This window comes from Rhizobium leucaenae USDA 9039, from assembly GCF_000426285.1.
GTDB lineage: Bacteria > Pseudomonadota > Alphaproteobacteria > Rhizobiales > Rhizobiaceae > Rhizobium > Rhizobium leucaenae.
Window position 1 is genome coordinate 38,325 of sequence record NZ_AUFB01000017.1, and the last position, 20,696, is coordinate 59,020.

At 59.2% G+C, this 20,696-nt stretch carries 19 protein-coding genes; 17 read left to right on the top strand and 2 right to left on the bottom strand.

The window, feature by feature from the left end:
- Positions 1–41: 41 nt before the first annotated feature.
- From nuoF to K290_RS0122935, 17 genes are all read left to right on the top strand, one after another.
- Positions 42–1,346: an NADH-quinone oxidoreductase subunit NuoF gene (gene nuoF, locus K290_RS0122850; protein ID WP_028754009.1), complete on the top strand. Its 1,305-nt coding sequence runs from the start codon at positions 42–44 to the stop codon at positions 1,344–1,346.
- Between the two features lie 5 nt (positions 1,347–1,351).
- Positions 1,352–2,089: an NADH-quinone oxidoreductase subunit E gene (locus K290_RS0122855; protein ID WP_028754010.1), complete on the top strand. Its 738-nt coding sequence runs from the start codon at positions 1,352–1,354 to the stop codon at positions 2,087–2,089.
- 244 nt (positions 2,090–2,333) lie between these two features.
- Positions 2,334–4,415: an NADH-quinone oxidoreductase subunit NuoG gene (nuoG, locus tag K290_RS0122860; protein WP_028754011.1), complete on the top strand. Its 2,082-nt coding sequence runs from the start codon at positions 2,334–2,336 to the stop codon at positions 4,413–4,415.
- Between the two features lie 12 nt (positions 4,416–4,427).
- Positions 4,428–5,471 (top strand): NADH-quinone oxidoreductase subunit NuoH, encoded by a 1,044-nt coding sequence (nuoH, locus tag K290_RS0122865; RefSeq protein ID WP_028754012.1) that lies wholly within the window; start codon positions 4,428–4,430, stop codon positions 5,469–5,471.
- A gap of 40 nt (positions 5,472–5,511) precedes the next feature.
- Complete coding sequence (gene nuoI / locus K290_RS0122870; RefSeq protein ID WP_028754013.1) at positions 5,512–6,003, top strand: NADH-quinone oxidoreductase subunit NuoI; 492 nt, start codon at positions 5,512–5,514, stop codon at positions 6,001–6,003.
- 150 nt (positions 6,004–6,153) lie between these two features.
- Positions 6,154–6,768, top strand: a complete 615-nt coding sequence (locus tag K290_RS0122875) for an NADH-quinone oxidoreductase subunit J (protein WP_028754014.1) — start codon at positions 6,154–6,156, stop codon at positions 6,766–6,768.
- Positions 6,769–6,799: 31 nt separating this feature from the next.
- Positions 6,800–7,108, top strand: coding sequence for an NADH-quinone oxidoreductase subunit NuoK (gene nuoK / locus K290_RS0122880; protein ID WP_004122490.1), 309 nt, complete (start codon positions 6,800–6,802; stop codon positions 7,106–7,108).
- 7 nt (positions 7,109–7,115) lie between these two features.
- Positions 7,116–9,110: an NADH-quinone oxidoreductase subunit L gene (gene nuoL, locus K290_RS0122885; protein ID WP_028754015.1), complete on the top strand. Its 1,995-nt coding sequence runs from the start codon at positions 7,116–7,118 to the stop codon at positions 9,108–9,110.
- The gene (locus K290_RS0122890; RefSeq protein ID WP_028754016.1) at positions 9,110–10,621 is read left to right on the top strand and encodes an NADH-quinone oxidoreductase subunit M; all 1,512 of its coding nucleotides are present in this window, start codon (positions 9,110–9,112) and stop codon (positions 10,619–10,621) included. The genes nuoL and K290_RS0122890 overlap by 1 nt, the downstream gene beginning before the upstream one ends.
- 18 nt (positions 10,622–10,639) lie before the next feature.
- A complete protein-coding gene (gene nuoN / locus K290_RS0122895; protein WP_028754017.1) occupies positions 10,640–12,082 on the top strand; it encodes an NADH-quinone oxidoreductase subunit NuoN in 1,443 nt (480 codons plus the stop codon).
- Positions 12,082–12,846: a biotin--[acetyl-CoA-carboxylase] ligase gene (locus K290_RS0122900; RefSeq protein WP_028754018.1), complete on the top strand. Its 765-nt coding sequence runs from the start codon at positions 12,082–12,084 to the stop codon at positions 12,844–12,846. The genes nuoN and K290_RS0122900 overlap by 1 nt, the downstream gene beginning before the upstream one ends.
- Positions 12,847–12,859: 13 nt before the next feature.
- Positions 12,860–14,533 (top strand): ribonuclease J, encoded by a 1,674-nt coding sequence (locus tag K290_RS0122905; RefSeq protein ID WP_028754019.1) that lies wholly within the window; start codon positions 12,860–12,862, stop codon positions 14,531–14,533.
- Positions 14,534–14,563: 30 nt separating this feature from the next.
- A complete protein-coding gene (gene mce, locus K290_RS0122910; protein WP_028754020.1) occupies positions 14,564–14,989 on the top strand; it encodes a methylmalonyl-CoA epimerase in 426 nt (141 codons plus the stop codon).
- A 106-nt stretch (positions 14,990–15,095) separates the two neighbouring features.
- Positions 15,096–15,374 (top strand): DUF1467 family protein, encoded by a 279-nt coding sequence (locus K290_RS0122915; RefSeq protein ID WP_028754021.1) that lies wholly within the window; start codon positions 15,096–15,098, stop codon positions 15,372–15,374.
- A gap of 638 nt (positions 15,375–16,012) precedes the next feature.
- A complete protein-coding gene (proS, locus tag K290_RS0122925; protein WP_028754022.1) occupies positions 16,013–17,335 on the top strand; it encodes a proline--tRNA ligase in 1,323 nt (440 codons plus the stop codon).
- 22 nt (positions 17,336–17,357) lie between these two features.
- Entirely contained in the window at positions 17,358–18,668 is a 1,311-nt protein-coding gene (locus K290_RS0122930) for a lipoprotein-releasing ABC transporter permease subunit (protein ID WP_028754023.1), read from the top strand.
- Between the two features lie 15 nt (positions 18,669–18,683).
- On the top strand, positions 18,684–19,367 hold the full coding sequence (locus K290_RS0122935) for an ABC transporter ATP-binding protein (protein WP_028754024.1): 684 nt from the start codon (positions 18,684–18,686) through the stop codon (positions 19,365–19,367).
- Between the two features lie 7 nt (positions 19,368–19,374).
- Here K290_RS0122935 and K290_RS0122940 read toward each other — a convergent pair whose 3' ends face one another.
- Complete coding sequence (locus tag K290_RS0122940) at positions 19,375–19,842, bottom strand: DUF5680 domain-containing protein (protein ID WP_028754025.1); 468 nt, start codon at positions 19,840–19,842, stop codon at positions 19,375–19,377.
- A gap of 84 nt (positions 19,843–19,926) precedes the next feature.
- On the bottom strand, positions 19,927–20,514 hold the full coding sequence (locus K290_RS0122945; RefSeq protein WP_028754026.1) for a hypothetical protein: 588 nt from the start codon (positions 20,512–20,514) through the stop codon (positions 19,927–19,929).
- Between the last annotated feature and the right edge of the window lie 182 nt (positions 20,515–20,696).

Sequence of the window (20,696 nt, forward strand, 5' to 3'; positions counted from 1 at the left end):
CAATACGGTTGTCGGCGACAAGGCTGAGTAAGAGGTAAGGTATGTTACAGGATCAGGATCGCATCTTTACCAATATCTACGGTCTCAAGGACAAGTCCCTGAAAGGCGCGATGAGCCGCGGCCACTGGGACGGCACCAAGCAGATCCTCGAAAAGGGCCGGGACTGGATCGTCAACGAGATGAAGGCATCGGGCCTGCGCGGCCGTGGCGGCGCAGGCTTCCCGACGGGCCTCAAGTGGTCCTTCATGCCGAAGGAAAGCGACGGCCGTCCGCATTACCTCGTCGTCAATGCCGACGAGTCCGAGCCTGGCACCTGCAAGGACCGCGACATCATGCGTCACGATCCGCATACGCTGATCGAAGGTTGCGTCATTGCCGGTTTCGCGATGGGTGCGAATACGGCCTATATCTACGTGCGCGGCGAATACATGCGCGAGCGCGAAGCCCTGCAGGCCGCGATCGACGAATGCTACGATGCCGGACTTCTCGGCAAAAACAACAAGCTCGGCTGGGATTTTGATGTTTTTGTTCATCATGGCGCCGGCGCCTATATCTGCGGCGAAGAAACCGCGCTGCTCGAAAGCCTGGAAGGCAAGAAGGGCCAACCGCGCCTGAAGCCGCCATTCCCGGCTAACATGGGTCTCTACGGCTGCCCGACCACCGTCAACAATGTCGAGTCGATCGCCGTTGCCCCGACGATCCTGCGCCGCGGTGCCGGCTGGTTCTCCTCCTTCGGCCGCCCGAACAATGTCGGCACCAAGCTGTTCATGCTTTCCGGCCACGTCAATCGTCCGTGCACGGTCGAAGAAACGATGGGCATTACCTTCCGCGAACTGGTCGAGAAGCACGGCGGCGGCATTCGTGGCGGCTGGGACAATCTGCTCGCCGTTATCCCCGGCGGCGCGTCGTGCCCGGTCGTCCCGGCGGCCGACATCATCGATTGTCCGATGGATTTTGACGGTCTGCGCGAAGTCAAGTCGTCCTTCGGTACGGCGGCTGCGATCGTCATGGACAAGTCGACCGACATCATCAAGGCGATCGCCCGGATCTCGGCCTTCTTCAAGCATGAAAGCTGCGGCCAGTGCACGCCGTGCCGTGAAGGCACCGGCTGGATGTGGCGCGTGCTGGAGCGCATGGCTCGCGGCAATGCGCAGAAGCGCGAAATCGACATGCTGTTCCAGGTGACGAAGCAGATCGAAGGCCATACCATCTGTGCGCTCGGCGACGCCGCCGCGTGGCCGGTACAGGGCCTCATCCGCAACTTCCGCCCGGAAATTGAAAAGCGCATTGACCAATATACGGCCAATGCAACGAGTCATGGAGCGGTGCTGGAAGCGGCCGAGTAAGGACGATGATGGCGAAGACCACGGATACCACGCAGAACAGCAGAGCCGCCGACGCATCGGCCGATCTCGGCCGTATTGCAGCGGATATGCTGCGGAATTCGCCCGTTTTGCCGATCCACCCATTGATGGGGCATCCGGCGGCTGCATTTGCCGCCGCGACCGCGATCGGGTTCGGCTTCTCGTCGCAGATGGCCGGCCCGTTCTTCGGCGCGCTGCAGGGCGCGGTCGAGGCGACCAATAAGCTCGCTGTCGCGTTTGGTGACAAAAACGATGCGGCTGTCGAGGAGAAGCCGGCGGCAAAGAGTGACGGGGCAGGGGAAGCGAAGCCGCTGAAGGCATCGCCCGCTGCCAAGCCGGTCGAAGCAACGCCGGTTAAGACCGCGCCGGCTGAGGTAAAGAAGGTCGAGCCGAAGCCGGTTGCGGCGAAGGCGGAGCCGGTAAAGACGCCTGCCCAAACCCGCGCCAAGGCCAAGATCGTCGTTGTCGAGCCGGTCGCGGCAAAGGCGCCTGCGCGCAGCCGCAAGGCCGCCGTGAAGACGGATGATCTGAAGCGGATTTCGGGTATCGGTCCGAAGCTGGAACAGGTTTTGAACGGACGCGGCATTCTGCGCTTTGCCGATATCGCCGCTTGGAACCAGACGGATGTCGAGCGGATCGATGCTGAACTCGGTTTCGACGGCCGCATCAGGCGCGACGATTGGGTTGGTCAGGCAAAAGGGCTCCTGCCGAAAGGCCGGAGTTGAGGTTTTCTTCGGGGGCGCCCAAGCGGCCGAAGAGTATGAATGAGGCGGTAGGCATGTTGCGGGCGAGGCCTGCGATGTTTCAGCCGGCATGCTGATCTTGTGGGGGCAAGTTTCGGCAAAGGTGATTGTGAGCAAACCGGTGCCATGCGGCTTAAATGCCGTGCAGGTGGCGAGACGGCGTTGCGATCATGAAATTGTCTGCGGCCAGGTTCGGCGGCAGACGTGACATAGGACTGAGTGGACGATGGCTAAACTGAAGATTGACGGTAAAGAGATCGAAGTTCCGGATCACTACACGCTTATCCAGGCGTGCGAGGAAGCCGGCGCCGAAGTCCCGCGCTTCTGCTTCCATGAACGACTGTCGGTGGCGGGCAATTGCCGCATGTGCCTCGTTGAGGTGAAGGGCGGTCCGCCGAAGCCGCAGGCTTCTTGCGCCATGGGCGTGCGCGATATTCGCGGCGGCCCGAACGGCGAGCTTCCGGAAGTCTTCACCAACACGCCGATGGTCAAGAAGGCCCGCGAAGGCGTGATGGAATTCCTGCTGATCAACCACCCGCTGGATTGCCCGATCTGCGACCAGGGCGGCGAATGCGACCTGCAGGACCAGGCGATGGCCTTCGGCATCGACTCGTCGCGCTATCAGGAAGACAAGCGCGCCGTCGAAGACAAATATATCGGCCCGCTCGTAAAGACCGTGATGAACCGCTGCATCCACTGCACGCGCTGCGTCCGCTTCACGACGGAAGTCGCCGGTATTTCCGAACTCGGCCTCATCGGCCGCGGTGAAGATGCCGAAATCACCACCTATCTCGAGCAGGCGATGACCTCCGAGTTGCAGGGCAATGTCGTTGATCTCTGCCCGGTCGGTGCGCTGACCTCGAAGCCCTTCGCCTTCACGGCCCGTCCATGGGAACTGAACAAGACCGAATCGATCGACGTCATGGACGCGCTCGGCTCGGCCATCCGCGTTGACACCCGCGGCCGCGAAGTCATGCGCGTTCTGCCGCGCGTCAACGAGCAGATCAACGAAGAGTGGATCTCCGACAAGACCCGCTTCATCTGGGACGGCCTGAAGACGCAGCGCCTGGACAAGCCTTATGTGCGCAAGGATGGCCGCCTGCAGGCTGCCACTTGGAGCGATGCCTTCGCCGCCATCAAGTCCGCGGTCGCCGCCACCAGCGGCGACAAGATCGGTGCGATCGCCGGCGATCTTGCGTCCGTCGAGGAAATGTATGCGCTCTCCGAGCTGCTGAAGTCGCTGGGATCGGAAAATCTCGATTGTCGCCAGGACGGGACGGCGCTTGATCCGTCGCTTGGCCGCGCCAGCTACATCTTCAATCCGACCATCGAGGGTATCGAAGCTGCCGATGCGTTGCTGATCATCGGCGCCACGCCGCGTTTCGAAGCGGCTGTGTTGAACTCGCGCATCCGCAAGCGCTGGCGTAGGGGCAAGTTCCCGATCGGCGTCATCGGCGAACATGCCGACCTGCGTTACTCCTACGACTATCTCGGCGCTGGTCCGGATACGCTGGCCGATGTCGTCAGCGGTTCGCACGCCTTCGCCGACGTTCTGAAGAACGCGCAAAAGCCGATGATCATCATCGGCCAGGGCGCGCTCATTCGCGAAGACGGTGCCGAAGTGCTGGCGAACGCCGCCAAGCTCGCCGCCGCTTTTGGCGTCGTGAAGGACGGCTGGAACGGCTTTGCCGTGCTGCATACGGCAGCTTCCCGCGTCGGCGGCCTGGATCTCGGCTTCGTGCCGGGCGCAAAGGGTGTCAACGCGGCAGCGATGCTGTCCTCGATGGACGTCCTCTTCCTGCTGGGCGCTGACGAACTCGATTTCACCCGCAAGGGTGCGAAGTTCACCGTCTACATCGGCTCGCACGGCGACAACGGCGCGCACAATGCCGACGTCATTCTGCCGGCTGCCACCTACACCGAAAAGTCGGGCACCTGGGTCAATACCGAGGGCCGTGTCCAGATGGGCAACCGCGCCGGCTTCGCACCGGGCGATGCCCGCGAGGACTGGGCTGTCATCCGCGCCCTTTCCGATGTACTCGGCAAGAAGCTTCCCTTTGATTCGCTGAGGGAATTGCGCTCCAAGCTCTATGCTGCGTTCCCGCATTTCGCAGGCATCGACGAGATCGCCGAAGCCGATAGCGCCCAAATTGTCGCACTTGCGAAAAAAGCCGGCGCGATGGGCAAATCCGGGTTTGCTTCGCCGATCAAAGACTTCTATTTGACGAACCCGATAGCGCGTGCCTCGGCCGTCATGGCCGAGTGCTCGGCATTGGCCCGCAACAATTTCCAGGCTGCGGCAGAGTAAGGGCAGAGGACTATGGATTCATTCGTTTCGACCTATCTTTGGCCGGCGCTGATTATCATCGGTCAGTCCCTGCTGCTCCTGGTCTGCCTGCTGATCTTCATCGCCTACATCCTTCTTGCCGACCGCAAGATCTGGGCGGCGGTTCAGTTGCGCCGTGGCCCGAACGTCGTCGGTCCCTTCGGTCTGTTCCAGTCCTTCGCCGACCTTCTGAAGTTCATGGTCAAGGAGCCGATCATTCCGGCCGGCGCCAACAAGACCGTCTTCCTTTTAGCGCCGCTCGTCTCAGTGGTCCTGGCGCTCTCCACCTGGGCCGTCGTGCCATTGGCGCATGGCTGGGTGATCGCCGATATCAATGTCGGCATCCTCTACATTCTGGCGATTTCGTCGCTCGAAGTGTACGGTATCATCATGGGCGGCTGGGCTTCCAACTCGAAGTATCCGTTCCTCGGCGCGCTGCGTTCCGCCGCGCAGATGGTGTCCTATGAAGTCTCGATCGGTTTCGTCATCGTTACCGTGCTGCTCTGCGTCGGCTCCCTGAACCTGACCGATATCGTCATGTCGCAGCAGACCGGCCTCGGCACCAAGTTCGGACTGCCTAACTCGTTCCTCGACTGGCACTGGCTGTCGCTGTTTCCGATGTTCATCGTGTTCTTCATTTCGGCGCTCGCTGAAACGAACCGTCCGCCATTCGACCTTCCGGAAGCGGAATCGGAGCTGGTCGCCGGCTTTATGGTCGAATATGGCTCCTCGCCTTACATGATGTTCATGCTCGGCGAATATGCTGCCGTCGTTCTGATGTGCTCGCTGACCACGATCCTTTTCCTCGGTGGCTGGTTGCCGCCGGTCGATATCTGGATCCTCAACTGGGTCCCGGGCATCATCTGGTTCCTGCTGAAGTCGTGCCTCGTCTTCTTCATGTTCGCGATGGTCAAGGCATTCGTGCCGCGCTACCGCTACGACCAGCTCATGCGCCTTGGCTGGAAGGTATTCCTGCCGCTGTCGCTTGCCATGGTCATTATCGTTGCATTCGTGCTGAAGCTGACGGGATGGGCATGATGATGTCGATCCTCGCTTCAAGCAGATTTGGAGGTTGAAGATGGCCGGAATTTCGAACGCCGTCAGCTCACTGTTCCTCAAGGAATTCGTCGGCGCATTCTTTTTGTCGATGCGGTATTTCTTCAAGCAGAAGGCGACGATCAATTATCCCTTCGAAAAGGGACCGGTCAGCCCGCGCTTCCGTGGAGAACATGCGCTGCGCCGTTATCCGAATGGTGAAGAGCGTTGCATCGCCTGCAAGCTTTGCGAAGCCATCTGTCCTGCTCAGGCGATCACCATCGAAGCCGGGCCGCGCCGCAATGACGGTACCCGCCGCACGGTGCGCTATGACATCGATATGGTGAAGTGCATCTATTGCGGCTTCTGCCAGGAGGCTTGCCCGGTCGACGCTATCGTCGAAGGGCCGAACTTCGAATTCGCCACCGAAACCCGCGAAGAGCTTTATTTCGATAAGGCGCGGCTTCTGGAAAATGGCGACCGCTGGGAACGTGAAATCGCGCGCAACATCGCAATGGATTCGCCGTACCGCTGAGCGGAATTTTGAATATGCCGTGACGGGCGGCTGAGATTGTCGCCGTCGCGGTGGAATAGAGACCGGGGCTTTGGCGGACGCATGTCCGGCCAAGTCCCATCGGGCAGGGGCACTCCCGGCTGCCCGGGGGAAGACGAAAAAGGCACCAACATGGGTCTGCAGGCTCTTTTTTTCTACATCTTCGCCTTTGTCGCGGTGGCGTCGGCGTTCATGGTTATCTCGGCGCGGAATCCGGTCCATTCGGTCCTGTTCCTCATCCTGGTCTTCTTTAATGCCGCCGGCCTCTTCCTCCTGATGGGGGCGGAATTCCTGGCGATGATCCTGCTGGTCGTCTATGTCGGCGCCGTCGCGGTTCTCTTCCTCTTCGTCGTCATGATGCTCGATATCGACTTCTCCGAGCTCAGGGCAGGCATTCTGGAATATGCACCGATCGGCGCGCTGATTGGCATCATCCTCGCCGCCGAATTGATCGTCGTCATCGGCGGCAGCGTGATTTCGCCTGTTATCGCCAAGTCGGTCGCCATGCCGATTCCGGCGGTAACGACCCGTACGAACACCGCCGCACTCGGCGACGTGCTCTATACCAACTACGTTTATTTCTTCGAGATCGCCGGTCTTGTGCTCCTGGTCGCGATGATCGGCGCGATCGTGCTGACGCTGAGGCATCGTACGCACGTCAGGCGCCAGAGCATTCCGCAACAGGTCGCCCGCACGCCCGCGACCGCCGTCGAGGTGGTCAAGGTCAAGCCGGGGCAGGGCGTCTAAGGCGCGGCACGAGGGTCAAAGGAACAAGAATATGGTCATCGGACTTTCCCACTACCTGACGGTCAGCGCCATCCTTTTCGTGCTCGGCGTTTTCGGTATCTTCCTGAACCGCAAGAACGTCATCATCATCCTGATGTCGATCGAGCTCATTCTGCTTGCGGTCAACATCAACATGGTCGCCTTCTCCTCGTTCCTCAACGATATCGTCGGCCAGGTCTTCGCTTTGTTCATTCTGACCGTTGCTGCTGCCGAAGCGGCCATCGGTCTTGCAATTCTCGTCGTCTTCTACCGTAACCGCGGTTCCATCGCGGTCGAAGACGTCAACGTGATGAAGGGCTGATACGGCTATGTTTTTATATAAGGCTATCGTCTTTCTTCCCCTGATTGGCGCGATCATTGCCGGCCTCTTCGGCCGTGGGATCGGTGCCAAGGCTTCGGAATACGTCACCACCGGCTTGATGATCATCGCCGCGGTTTTGTCCTGGATCGTCTTCTTCACCGTCGCGCTTGGTCACACCGATGGGCCGATCAAGGTCGAAGTGCTGCGCTGGATCCAGTCCGGCGGCATCGATGTCTCCTGGATGCTGCGCATCGATACGCTGACCTCGGTGATGCTGATCGTCGTGAACACGGTTTCGACCCTCGTTCACGTCTATTCGATCGGATATATGCATCACGATCCGCATCGTCCGCGTTTCTTCGCCTACCTTTCGCTCTTCACCTTCGCCATGCTGATGCTGGTGACATCAGACAACCTCGCCCAGATGTTCTTCGGCTGGGAAGGTGTCGGTCTGGCCTCCTATTTGCTCATCGGTTTCTGGTTCAAGAAGCCTTCGGCGTCCGCGGCTGCGATCAAAGCTTTCATCGTCAACCGTGTCGGCGACTTCGGTTTCGTGCTCGGCATTGCCGGTGTCTTCGTTCTCTTCGGCTCGATCAACTTCGACGTCATCTTCGGCAATGCCCAGAGCTTTGCCGCAGGGCAGGGCGGTCAGCCGGGCGATATCGTGCTCAATCTCTTCGGCATGCATCTTGACCGCGCGCACGCGCTGACCGGCGTCTGCCTGCTGCTCTTCATGGGCGCCATGGGTAAGTCGGCGCAGTTCCTGCTTCACACCTGGCTGCCGGACGCGATGGAAGGCCCGACCCCGGTGTCGGCGCTCATCCATGCCGCGACCATGGTCACCGCCGGCGTCTTCCTTGTTGCCCGCATGTCGCCGATCTTCGAACTTTCGCCCGATGCCCTGACCTTCGTCACCATCATCGGTGCGATCACCGCCTTCTTTGCGGCAACGGTCGGTCTGGTGCAGAACGATATCAAGCGTGTCATCGCCTATTCGACCTGTTCGCAGCTCGGCTACATGTTCGTCGCTCTCGGCGTCGGTGCTTACGGCGCGGCCATCTTCCACCTGTTCACGCACGCCTTCTTCAAGGCGCTGCTTTTCCTTGGTGCCGGTTCAGTAATCCACGCCGTCGACGGCGAGCAGGACATGCGCCACATGGGCGGTCTGCGTAAGCATATTCCGAACACTTTCTGGATGATGATCACCGGTACGGTGGCGATTACCGGCGTCGGCATTCCCTTCACGCATTTCGGCTTTGCCGGATTCATTTCGAAGGATGCGATCATCGAAGCTGCCTTTGCCGCGCAAGGTCCGGCCGCAGGCTTTGCCTTTACGCTGCTCGTTATCGCGGCCCTGTTCACGAGCTTCTACTCGTGGCGTCTGATTTTCATGACCTTCTACGGCAAGCCACGCGCTTCGCATGAGGTCATGCACCATGTGCATGAATCGCCGAACGTCATGCTGATCCCGCTCTATCTGCTGGGTCTCGGGGCTGTCGTCGCCGGTATGGTCTTCAGAAACGATTTCGTTGGCGAAGCCTATGGCGAGTTCTGGAAGACTGCGCTGTTCACACTGCCGACCAACCATATCTTCGAAGAAATGGAACATGTGCCGGCTTGGGTGAGCGTCAGCCCGTTCATCGCTATGTTGCTTGGCTTCGTGCTGGCCTGGTACATGTACATCAGGTCGCCGCAGACGCCGCGCATCCTCGCGCAGCAGCATCGCGTGCTCTACGAATTCCTGCTGAACAAATGGTACTTCGACGAGCTTTATGACTTTCTCTTCGTCCGTACCGCCAAGGCGCTTGGTCGCTTCCTTTGGCAGAAGGGCGATATCGGGGTCATCGATACGCTCGGCCCGAACGGTGTCGCTGCCCGTGTCGTCGATGTCACCAACCGCGTGGTTCGCCTGCAGACCGGTTACCTCTATCACTATGCCTTCGCAATGCTGCTCGGTATTGCAGCCCTCGTTACTTGGATGATGCTCGGGAGTTCCCTCTGATGACCGATTGGCCTATTCTTTCAACGGTCACCTTCCTGCCGCTGGTGGGCGTCCTTATCCTGCTGTTCATGCGGGATGACGGACCAAACGGCCGCCGCAACATCCTGAACGTATCGCTGCTGACCACGGTCTTCACGTTTGTCGTGTCGCTGTTCGTATGGATTGGCTTCGACAACGCCAATCCGGGCTTCCAGATGATCGAGAGGCATGACTGGCTGAGCTCCGGCATCAGCTATCACATGGGCGTCGACGGCATCTCCATGCTGTTCGTCATCCTGACGACCTTCCTGATGCCCTTCTGCGTGCTGGCAAGCTGGCTCTCGGTCGAGAAGCGCCTGAAGGACTACATGATTGCCTTCCTCGTCCTAGAGACGATGATGGTCGGCGTCTTCACGTCGCTGGATATCGTACTGTTTTACGTCTTCTTCGAAGCCGGTCTGATCCCGATGTTCCTGATCATCGGCGTCTGGGGCGGCAAGGATCGCGTCTACGCCAGCTACAAGTTCTTCCTTTATACGCTGCTTGGCTCGGTACTGATGCTGCTCGCTATCATGGCGATGTACTGGCAGGCCGGCACGACGGATATCCCGACGCTGCTCGCCTACAAGTTCCCGGCGCAGATGCAGACATGGCTATGGCTGGCTTTCTTCGCCTCCTTTGCGGTGAAGATGCCGATGTGGCCGGTGCATACCTGGTTGCCCGACGCGCACGTTCAGGCGCCGACGGCAGGTTCCGTCATCCTCGCCGGCATTCTTCTGAAGCTCGGCGGCTATGGTCTTATCCGCTTCTCGATCGGCATGTTCCCGAACGCGTCCGAATATTTCGCGCCGCTCGTCTATGCCCTGTCGGTGATCGCCATCATCTACACCTCGCTGGTGGCGATGATGCAGGAAGACATGAAGAAACTGATCGCCTACTCTTCGGTCGCCCATATGGGCTATGTCACCATGGGCATCTTCGCTGCCAACCAGCAGGGTGTTCAGGGTGCGATCTTCCAGATGCTGTCGCATGGCATTGTCTCCGGCGCGCTCTTCCTTTGCGTCGGCGTGATCTACGACCGCACCCATACCCGCGAGATCGCGGCATATGGCGGTCTGGTCAACAACATGCCGAAATATGCCGTCGCGATGATGGTCTTCACCATGGCCAATGTCGGTCTGCCCGGCACCTCCGGCTTCATCGGTGAATTCCTGACCCTGATCGGCGTCTTCCGCGCCAATACCTGGGTTGCGCTGTTTGCTGCCACCGGCGTCATTCTTTCAGCCGCTTACGCGCTTTGGCTCTACCGCCGCGTCATTTTCGGCGCGCTGGAAAAGGAAAACCTCAAGAAGCTGCTGGATCTGTCGCCTCGCGAACAGCTCATCCTTTATCCGCTGATCGCGCTGACCATCTTCTTCGGCGTCTATCCGGCTCCGATCTTCGATGCGACGGCCGCTTCGGTTGATCTGCTCGTGAACAACTACACCGCAGCCCTGCACGCCGCGCAGAATGTTGCGCTGTCGATGAATTGATGACGGGACTTATTCGACATGACTGCTGACACAATTCTTGCAAGCCTGCATCTTTCCATCCCGGAGCTCATCCTCGCGGTCGGTGCGCTTGTGCTGCTCATGATCGGCGTCTTTGCGGGCGAACGGTCGGGACCAACGGTCACCGGTCTCGCCATTGCGGTTCTCGCGGTGGCCGGTCTCTGGATCATCTTCGTGCCCGGCGAAGGCTTGGCTTATGGCGGCGCCTATCTCGCCGACGGCTTCTCGCGCTTCATGAAGATCGTCGCCCTGGTGGGCTCGATCGTCGCCATGTTCATGAGCATGGGACATGCGCGCGAGCAGCAGCTCGATCGTTTCGAATTCCCCGTGCTGCTGCTGCTGGCAACCCTCGGCATCCTGCTGATGATCTCGGCGCATGACCTGATCTCGCTCTACCTGTCGCTGGAACTGCAGTCCCTGGCGCTCTACGTCGTTGCTGCCATCAACCGTGACAGCGTCAAGTCGACGGAAGCCGGTCTGAAGTATTTCGTGCTCGGCGCACTGTCCTCAGGCATGCTGCTCTATGGCATGTCGCTGGTCTACGGCTTCACCGGTCACACGACCTTCGATGCCATCGCTACCGCGCTCAGCGCTGAGACCCGTTCGCTCGGTCTCGTCTTCGGCTTGGTCTTTGTTCTCGCGGGCCTGGCCTTCAAGATCTCCGCCGTGCCGTTCCACATGTGGACGCCGGACGTCTATGAAGGTGCGCCGACCCCGGTCACCGCCTTCTTTGCCGCTGCCCCGAAAGTCGCGGCCATGGCGATCCTGACCCGTATCGTCGTCACCGCTTTTCATCCGGTGCTTGCCGACTGGCAGCAGATCATCGTCTTCATCTCGATCGCTTCGATGCTGCTCGGCTCCTTCGCCGCAATCGGTCAGCGCAACTTCAAGCGACTGATGGCCTATTCCTCCATCGGTCACATGGGCTATGCGCTGGTTGGTCTTGCCGCCGGCAACAAGACCGGCGTCTCCGGTGTCATGCTGTACATGGTCATCTACATGGTCATGACGCTCGGCTCCTTCGCCATCATCATGGCGATGCGTCGCAAGGACGGCCGTCAGGTTGAGAACGTCGACGATCTCGCCGGCCTTTCCACGACCAATCCGTTCATGGCGGTCGTATTGACGGCGCTGATGTTCTCGCTTGCCGGTATCCCGCCGCTCGCCGGCTTCTTCGGAAAGTACTTCGTCTTCGTCGCGGCCATCCAGGCCCATCTCTATGCGCTCGCCATCATCGGCGTTCTCGCATCGGTCGTCGGCGCCTACTATTATCTGCGCGTCATCAAGGTGATGTGGTTCGATGAAGCCAAGGACGAGTTTACCCGTACGGCCGGTTCGCTGCGTCTGGTCTTTGGCCTGTCGGGTCTCTTCGTCGTCGCCTACGTCTTCTTCGGTGGTGCTATCGGCGGTGCGGCCGACCTCGCCGCCGCGACGCTGTTTTGATGGCGTCTGACATGAACAGCCGGAAGTCGCTCGCCGACTTCCGGCATGATGCCCTTCCAGAGGCTGCGTCCACCAACAGCGAATGCCTGGATCGGGCGCGAGCAGGCGATGCCGGCAATCTCTGGGTGACAGCGGACCGCCAGACGGGCGGTCGCGGACGTCGCGGGCGCACCTGGGTGTCCGAGCGCGGTAATCTTTATGCTTCCCTTCTTTTGATTGATCCCGCTCCCATGGACCGCCTCGGCTCCTTGCCGCTGGCTGTCGCGGTTGGCGTGCACCAGGCGGTGCGTAGCGTGCTGCCTCTGGCTGCGGAACCTGTCGAGGTCAAGTGGCCGAATGATATCCTGATCGGCCGCAAGAAGACCTGCGGCATTCTGATCGAGGGCGAGGCTCTTGCCGATGGACGCTATGCGCTGGTGATCGGCATCGGCATCAATGTCGCCGTCAAGCCCGAGAACCCGCTCTACCCCGTCACCTGCCTGCATGAGCACGGCTCGGCGATATCGCCCGAGGAACTGTTTGCACATCTCTATGCGTCCATGGCCGAAATGCTGGCTGTCTGGGATCGTGGCAAAGGCGTTCGCGAGGTGACGGCGCGCTGGCGCGAGGTCGCCTGCGGCATCGGCGAAAAGATCACCGTGAATCTGCCGGACCGTTCGATTTCCGGCCATTTCGCCGGAATCGATGATAATGGCTTATTGATGCTCGATATCGGCGGCAAGATTTTGCCGATCGCCGCGGGCGATGTTTTTTTCAGATCGTAGGTAAAAAATAGACATGGCAAACCAAGACGAACTGGTGTTTTTGCCACTCGGCGGCGTCGGCGAGATCGGCATGAATCTCGCGCTTTACGGCTATGGCGCGCCTGAGCATCGCCAGTGGATCATGGTCGATTGCGGCGTTACCTTTCCAGGCCCGGATCTCCCCGGCGTCGATCTCGTGCTCCCCGACATCCGCTTCCTTGCCAAGGAACGCAAGAACCTCAAGGGCATCATCATCACGCATGCGCATGAGGATCACTATGGTGCGCTGAACGATCTCTGGCCGGGCCTGAACGTCCCGGTCTATGCGTCCGCCTTCACTGCCGGCCTGCTGGAAGCCAAGCGCGACTACGAAAAATCGATGGGCGAGATCCCGATCACGCCGTTCAAGGCCGGCGATCGCATCAATGTCGGCCCGTTCAGCATCGAAGGCATCGGCGTCAATCACTCCATTCCCGAACCGATGTCGCTGATGATCCGCACCCCGGTCGGCAATGTCATCCACACTGGCGACTGGAAGATCGATCACGAACCGTCGCTCGGGCCGCTGACCGACGAGGCGCGTTTCCGCCAGCTTGGTGATGAAGGCGTGCTGGCGCTGATGTGCGATTCCACCAATGCTCTACGTGATGGTGTGTCGCCCTCGGAAAAGGATGTTTCCGAAAGCCTGCGCAGGATCATCGAGGATGCCGAAGGCCGGGTGGCGATTACCACTTTCTCCTCGAATGTCGGCCGTATCCGCACCATTGCCGAGGCCGCCGAGGCGGCGGGCCGCGAGATTTTGCTGCTCGGCAGTTCGCTGAAGCGTGTCGTCGACGTCGCCCGTGATATCGGCATCATGGAGGGCATTAAGCCGTTCATCGCCGAAGACGAATATGGCTATATCCCGCGCGACAAGGTCGTCGTCATCCTGACCGGTAGCCAGGGCGAACCCCGCGCTGCGCTTGCCAAACTTTCGCGTGACGAAATGCGCAATGTTGCGCTTGCCGCCGGCGATATCGTCGTTTTCTCCTCGCGCGCCATACCCGGCAATGAGAAGGCCATCCAGGATATCAAAAACGGTCTCACCGAACAGGGCGTGCATGTGGTGACGGATGCCGAAGCGCTGGTGCACGTCTCCGGCCATCCGCGCCGCAACGAGCTGCAGAGGATGTATGAATGGACGCGGCCAAAGATCGTGGTGCCGGTGCATGGCGAAGCGACACACCTGACCGCACATAAGGAGCTGGCTGAACAATCCGGTATTTCGATTGTGCCGCGGGTTCGCAATGGCGATATATTGCGGCTGGCTCCGGGGCCCGCCCAGGTGATCGGCGAGGCGCCGCACGGCCGCATCTTCAAGGATGGCACGCTTATCGGCGATTTCGACGAGATGGGCATTGGCGAGCGCAAGAAGCTCTCCTATGTCGGCCATGTCGCTGTGAATGTCGTGCTCGACGCCCGCTACGATATCGTCGGCGATCCGGATCTCGTTGCGATCGGCCTGCCGGCTTATGATGATGAAGGCGAGGATATGGAAGACACGCTCTTCGATGCCATCGTCAGCGCCATCGAAAGCATCCCGCGCGCCCGCCGCAAGGATATCGACATGGTGCAGGAGGCCGCCCGTCGCGCCGTGCGCGCCGCTGCCAACCACGGCTGGGGCAAGAAGCCGGTGGTGACGGTATTCGTCACGCGCGTGAGCGGGTAATAAGGTTACTATATGGTCGGAGGGATAGCCATGCTCGGGCGCATCAACCACGTAGCGATTGCCGTTCCTGATATCGCCGCCGCTTCCGCCACCTATCGTGAGACGCTCGGCGCCAAAATATCGGCGCCGCAGCCCTTGCCGGAACATGGTGTTACCGTCGTTTTCATCGAATTGCCGAACGCCAAGGTCGAGCTATTGGAACCGCTCGGAGACGCCTCGCCGATCTCTGCCTTCCTCGCGAAGAACCCCGACGGCGGCATGCACCATATCTGCTATGAGGTGGACAATCTTCTGGCTGCGCGTGACCGGCTTCTCGATGCCGGCGCCCGCGTGCTCGGCAATGGCGAGCCGAAGATCGGCGCCCATGGTAAGCCGGTGCTTTTCCTGCACCCGAAGGACTTCTTCGGGACTCTCATTGAACTTGAGCAGAGCGCTGATGTCAGCGCAGCAGTGTGACATTAGAGCGCTGAGCCGCGCTTTGAAACGCGGAGGCTTTGGCTCTATAAGCAGGTTAGTTCGAGGGAAGCGCAGGCCGATTTGAGGCCTGTCTTAAGGAAGCATAATGGTCCAGCAGATTTTTTCGACATGCGCCGTCTATTTCGTTGTCTGGTGGATCACGCTCTTCGCCATCCTGCCTTTCGGTATGCGCACCCAGGCTGAAGACAATCATGTGGTCCTCGGCACCGTCGAAAGCGCGCCGACGAAATTCCGCGGTTTGAGGGTAGTGCTGATCACGACCCTAGTATCCGCCGTCATCTACGGCGCGTGGTACATCAGCTCGCATTATTTGGGCTTCGGTTTCAACTCGATCCCGCCGATCATTCCGCGCTACGGCGGCTGACGTTTATTTCCAAAAATTCTTTACAACTTGCAGACGAAAATCATGCGCTATTGAATAGCCTGCAATCCGTCATACCTTTGTCATCTGTCTGAAGCATAGAGGCTGCGCAACGGCAACCGTTCCGTTACGTGAGCTTGGTCGGAATTGGAGGATGCTTGAAACCCTGCAGGCCAAAAGAGCTGCAAATTGAATGAGATAGAAAGCAAAAAAAAACAAGGCTATAAGCCTTGTTTTTAAGTATCGCGTGATCCTTATCCGTTGCCGGGGCTGCGAACGAGCGCGCCTAAGATCTGATCCTCCCAAGACTTGACCGCGAAACGACAAGAATTAACCTTCTTGCCTCTTTTGTGAGCTAAAATTAGCTCAAAGATTGAGCTTTGTCATCTGTTTTTTTGCATTTTTGCTACAGTCGCGCAGAATTTTTCTGTTGACAGATTTCCGCTTCAAATCCTTATAAATGCGCATTTTTTCGAATTCATAGAAACCTCTAAGGTTCGCCTGCGTTTGTGCGTGTTCACCCGGTTTGCTCGCGTTAAATGCGGGTTTCTTTCCTGCGCCGAAGCAGTTATGAACGCCTCCAGCAGTTAATTTCTAACGATTCCGCCGATGCGGAACGTCAAACCATCTGGAATCAGCTCATGCGTCTGTCTCGTTACTTCATGCCCATTCTGAAGGAAAATCCGAAAGAGGCTGAAATTGTTTCTCATCGGCTGATGCTGCGCTCCGGCATGATCCGCCAGCAGTCGCAGGGCATCTATTCCTGGCTGCCGCTGGGCAAGCGTGTTCTCGACAAGGTCAACAATATCATCCGTCAGGAACAGAACCGTGCCGGCGCCATCGAGCTCTTGATGCCGACGTTGCAGTCGGCCGAGCTCTGGCAGGAAAGCGGCCGGTATGACGCCTACGGCAAGGAGATGCTGCGTATCCAGGACCGTCAGGAGCGCCCGATGCTCTACGGCCCGACCAATGAGGAGATGATCACCGACATCTTCCGTTCCTACGTCAAGTCCTACAAGGACTTGCCGTTGAACCTCTATCATATCCAATTGAAGTTCCGCGACGAGATCCGCCCGCGCTTCGGCACCATGCGCTCGCGCGAGTTCATGATGAAGGATGCCTATTCCTTCGATTTGACGCTCGAGGGAGCCGTACACTCCTATAACAAGATGTTCGCCGCCTATCTGCGCACGTTCAATCGACTGGGTCTCAGAGCCATTCCGATGCGCGCCGACACCGGCCCCATCGGTGGCAATCTCAGCCACGAATTCATCATCCTCGCCGACACGGGTGAATCGGAGGTCTTCTGCCACAAGGACTTCGTCAATTTCGACATTCCTGCTGAAGACACGAACTTTGACGATGTCGCAGGCATGAAAGCCATCTTCGACAAATGGACGTCAGTTTATGCGGCGACCTCCGAGATGCACGACGAGGCGGCCTTCAACGCCATTCCGGACGATGCGCGCCTGTCGGCCCGCGGCATCGAAGTCGGCCATATCTTCTATTTTGGCACCAAATATTCCGAGCCGATGGGCGCGAAAGTGCAAGGGCCTGACGGCAAGGAACACGCCGTTCACATGGGATCCTACGGTATCGGGCCGACGCGCCTTGTTCCCGCCATCATCGAAGCATCGCATGACGAGAACGGAATCATTTGGCCGGCTTCGGTCGCACCCTTTGATGCTGTCGTGATCAACATGAAGGCTGGCGATCAGGCCTGCGACGCGGCGTGCGAGACGATCTATGCGGCGCTCTCGAAGGCTGGCAAGGACGTCCTGCTTGACGATACCGACGATCGCGCCGGAACGAAATTTGCGACTGCCGACCTGATCGGCGTGCCCATGCAGATTATCGTCGGGCCGCGTTCGGTCGCGAACGGCGAAGTGGAAGTCAAGGACCGCAAGACCGGCGCCCGCGAAACGATGACCGTCGAAGCAGCGATCAATCGGCTGGCTGGCTGACAAACGATAGGATGAGAAGCGAATGGCGGCAGACGCGGCAGTGAAGCAGCAGGATAAGGCTTTCAAAACCGGCCCTTCGTCGCGTCCGTTCTCCGGCTTCGAGCGGCTTGTCGCATGGCGCTATCTGCGCGCCCGGCGCAAGGAGGCGTCGATCTCGGTCATAGCCGGCTTCTCTTTGGTTGGCATCATGCTCGGCGTTGCGGCACTGATCATCGTCATGGCCGTCATGAACGGTTTTCGCGCCGAACTCTTCAAGCAGATTCTCGGCTTTAACGGCCATGTCGTTGTTCAGCCTGTGGATACGCCGCTCAATGATTATGCCGCGCTGGCGCAGAAACTCGCTGCCGTTCCTGGCGTTACCATGGCCTTGCCGTTGGTCGAAGGCGAGACGCTTGCCTCCGGTCGCGGCGGTTCCGGCACCGGCGCGCTTGTGCGCGGCATCCGGCCCGAAGATTTTACCAAGCTCAAGACCGTTTCGGACCATATTGTCGATGGCGACATGGTAGGCTTTGCCGCCGGGCAGGGCGTCATGGTCGGGTCGCGCCTGGCACGGCAACTAGGTCTGACGGTCGGCGATCAGATTACACTGACTGCGCCAGATGGCGACATAACGCCCTTCGGTGTCAATCCGCGTGTCAAAGCCTATACCATCTCAGGCATCTTCGAGGTCGGCATGTCGGAATACGATTCCTCGGTGGTCTTCATGCCACTGGAGGAGTCGCAGCTCTATTTCAACGTCGAAGGGATCGTCGAGAAGATTGAGCTCTTCGTCAGCAATCCGGATGATGTCGACGAGCTCAGGCCGAAGATCGAGGCGGCAGCAGGACGGCAGGTCTTCCTGACCGACTGGCGGCAGGTGAACGAAACCTTCTTCTCGGCGCTGCAGGTCGAGCGCAATACCATGTTCATGATCCTGACACTGATTGTCATCGTCGCAGCGCTCAACATCATTTCCGGCCTGATCATGCTGGTGAAGGACAAGGGAAGCGATATCGCCATTTTGCGCACCATGGGGGCGACGTCGGGGGCGATCATGCGCATCTTCTTCATGACGGGCGCGGCGATCGGCGTCGTCGGCACCGTCGCCGGCGTCGCGCTTGGGGTCCTCGTCTGCCTCAATATCGAATCGATACGCCAGTTTTTCTCCTGGATATCCGGCACCGTAATCTTCAATCCCGAGGTTTACTTCCTCAGCAAGTTGCCGGCGCAAATGAATCTCGGCGAGACCATCTCCGTGATCGTGATGGCGTTGTCGCTGTCCTTCCTCGCTACGATCTTTCCGGCCTGGCGTGCCTCGCGGCTCGATCCGGTGCAGGCGCTACGGTACGAATAAGGAATTCCACATTTGATGAAACGCAACGTCGTTCTCCAGCTTACGGGCGTGGAGCGTCATTACGGGCAGGGCGAAACGCGGCTGTCGATCCTGAAGGGTGCCGATTTTGCCTTGACCAGCGGCGAGATCGTTGCCCTGGTCGCGCCGTCGGGAACGGGCAAGTCGACGCTTCTGCACGTCGCCGGCCTGCTTGAGCATCCGGATGGCGGCGAGGTGACGATCAATGGCCACGCCTGCGAGGGCCTGTCCGATGAAAAGCGCACCGCCGTTCGGCGCAGTGAGATCGGCTTCGTCTATCAGTTCCACCATTTGCTGCCTGAGTTTTCCGCGCTGGAAAACATCATGATGCCGCAGTTGATTTCCGGCCTCTCCAAGAAAGAGGCGAGCGCCCGCGCTGCTCAGCTTCTCGACTATATGCGCATCGGTCACCGTGCCGAGCATCGCCCGGCCGAGCTTTCCGGCGGCGAGCAGCAGCGTGTCGCCATCGCGCGCGCCGTCGCCAACGCACCGCTGGTGCTTTTGGCCGACGAGCCGACCGGCAACCTCGATCCCGATACGGCGCATTATGTCTTCGACGCTCTTGAGGCGCTGGTGCGCCAGTCCGGGCTTGCGGCGCTGATCGCCACGCATAACCACGAACTGGCGGCACGCATGGACCGTCGTGTGACGATCCAAGACGGCAAGGTCGTGGAATTCTGAGTGCCCATCAGGGGATGATCAGTCCGCCGCGGTAATCAAGCTCATACGCCTTGCACCCGTTCACCAGAATGACCTCATGGCCAATAAAATGGTCGCAGCCACCGGTGCTGCGATCGACATAGTGGCCAAATGAATGAGTGAATTCGTAGCCGCCGAGAAAACGCTTCTCATCAAGGTAGAGCCGCATCAGCGCCGCCTTGATGACCATTCCAGCAGCCTTGGCGTCGATCAGATCAGGCTCGACGATCCGTCCGAAATAATTCATCGCCCAGACCGGTTCGTCATCGAGCCAGATCAGCTCCTGTCCGGCGAAATCCGTACCGCCGAAATAACTGTCGAGATAGCGCCAGCGGCCGCTGACGTAGCCGATATCATGCGAACCGCTGCGGCAGGACGGCAGTCTCTCGCCATCGCCGACATAGGTTTCCGCCTTCGCGGCAACAATAAAATCGTTCAGCTCGGCAAGATCCGGCATGGTCCGCTCCATTCGTGGTGAAGGGACACAATGCCACGCGTTTGACGGCAAGTAAAGAACAAACAGTGAACAAATGGAAAGCTGCTACGGGTTTTCCCCGCAGCCTTTGTGGCCGATATCGTCGTTCCAATCCTCGACCTTGATGGTTTTGGCTTCGGTCTGGAGGTCCTTGCCGCCCTTCGTCGCCTTGCCCGTCAGCACATTGTAACCGCAGTTATAGCTTCTATCGGCTTCGAGATTGTCCCGGTAATCAAAGGTGTAGCCGGCGACGAGGAAGGCGTTGTTGCGGAAGGCGAGGGTGAGCGTCTGATGCCAGCGGTCGCGTCCGATGGCGTCGTTCTGAGACATAACGGCGATCGAACCATTAGGCAGCGCCGAAATCGAGGGCTCCTGACCGAAGATACCGCCCGGCTCGCCGCGGCCCCATACCTTATCGGGTGCGGCAGCCGCCAGCTTGAGTAGCTGATGTTCTTTGTCGCGCAGATAAACATAGATGCCGATCGTGGTCTCGTCATCTGGCGGGCCCAACGCCAGCAATGCGAGGTCCGGCTTGCCGTCCTTGTTCCAGTCGCCGATCGCCGCGTCGATGATGCGGTCGGGCGCTATGGTATCTTCAGCACCGGCCGCGGATGTAACCGAAAGCAGAATGAGAGCGCAGGCAAGTGATTTCATGGATGATCTCTCCCTTCGCGTTCTCATAGCTTAGGGTTGTGCTGCCGTCCATCGATACTCTTCAAAATACTGATCATGAAATTTATTGATGCAGCTATTGACTCTCGAACATAAATAGAACAAATAAGAAACATAACGAGTAAGGAGCGCGTAAATGACCGATATCATTCGAGACGTTGCAG

Bases quoted from the DNA above. Each gene is read 5' to 3' on its own strand.
- K290_RS0122905 (WP_028754019.1), top strand. From the start codon at position 12,860: ATGGCAAACCAAGACGAACTGGTGTTTTTGCCACTCGGCGGCGTCGGC.
- nuoL (WP_028754015.1), top strand. From the start codon at position 7,116: ATGTTTTTATATAAGGCTATCGTCTTTCTTCCCCTGATTGGCGCGATC.
- K290_RS0122855 (WP_028754010.1), top strand. From the start codon at position 1,352: ATGATGGCGAAGACCACGGATACCACGCAGAACAGCAGAGCCGCCGAC.
- K290_RS0122890 (WP_028754016.1), top strand. From the start codon at position 9,110: ATGACCGATTGGCCTATTCTTTCAACGGTCACCTTCCTGCCGCTGGTG.
- nuoN (WP_028754017.1), top strand. From the start codon at position 10,640: ATGACTGCTGACACAATTCTTGCAAGCCTGCATCTTTCCATCCCGGAG.
- K290_RS0122945 (WP_028754026.1), bottom strand. From the start codon at position 20,514: ATGAAATCACTTGCCTGCGCTCTCATTCTGCTTTCGGTTACATCCGCG.
- nuoI (WP_028754013.1), top strand. From the start codon at position 5,512: ATGGCCGGAATTTCGAACGCCGTCAGCTCACTGTTCCTCAAGGAATTC.
- nuoK (WP_004122490.1), top strand. From the start codon at position 6,800: ATGGTCATCGGACTTTCCCACTACCTGACGGTCAGCGCCATCCTTTTC.
- nuoF (WP_028754009.1), top strand. From the start codon at position 42: ATGTTACAGGATCAGGATCGCATCTTTACCAATATCTACGGTCTCAAG.
- mce (WP_028754020.1), top strand. From the start codon at position 14,564: ATGCTCGGGCGCATCAACCACGTAGCGATTGCCGTTCCTGATATCGCC.
- nuoH (WP_028754012.1), top strand. From the start codon at position 4,428: ATGGATTCATTCGTTTCGACCTATCTTTGGCCGGCGCTGATTATCATC.
- K290_RS0122930 (WP_028754023.1), top strand. From the start codon at position 17,358: ATGGCGGCAGACGCGGCAGTGAAGCAGCAGGATAAGGCTTTCAAAACC.
- K290_RS0122875 (WP_028754014.1), top strand. From the start codon at position 6,154: ATGGGTCTGCAGGCTCTTTTTTTCTACATCTTCGCCTTTGTCGCGGTG.
- K290_RS0122940 (WP_028754025.1), bottom strand. From the start codon at position 19,842: ATGCCGGATCTTGCCGAGCTGAACGATTTTATTGTTGCCGCGAAGGCG.
- proS (WP_028754022.1), top strand. From the start codon at position 16,013: ATGCGTCTGTCTCGTTACTTCATGCCCATTCTGAAGGAAAATCCGAAA.
- K290_RS0122900 (WP_028754018.1), top strand. From the start codon at position 12,082: ATGGCGTCTGACATGAACAGCCGGAAGTCGCTCGCCGACTTCCGGCAT.
- K290_RS0122935 (WP_028754024.1), top strand. From the start codon at position 18,684: ATGAAACGCAACGTCGTTCTCCAGCTTACGGGCGTGGAGCGTCATTAC.
- K290_RS0122915 (WP_028754021.1), top strand. From the start codon at position 15,096: ATGGTCCAGCAGATTTTTTCGACATGCGCCGTCTATTTCGTTGTCTGG.
- nuoG (WP_028754011.1), top strand. From the start codon at position 2,334: ATGGCTAAACTGAAGATTGACGGTAAAGAGATCGAAGTTCCGGATCAC.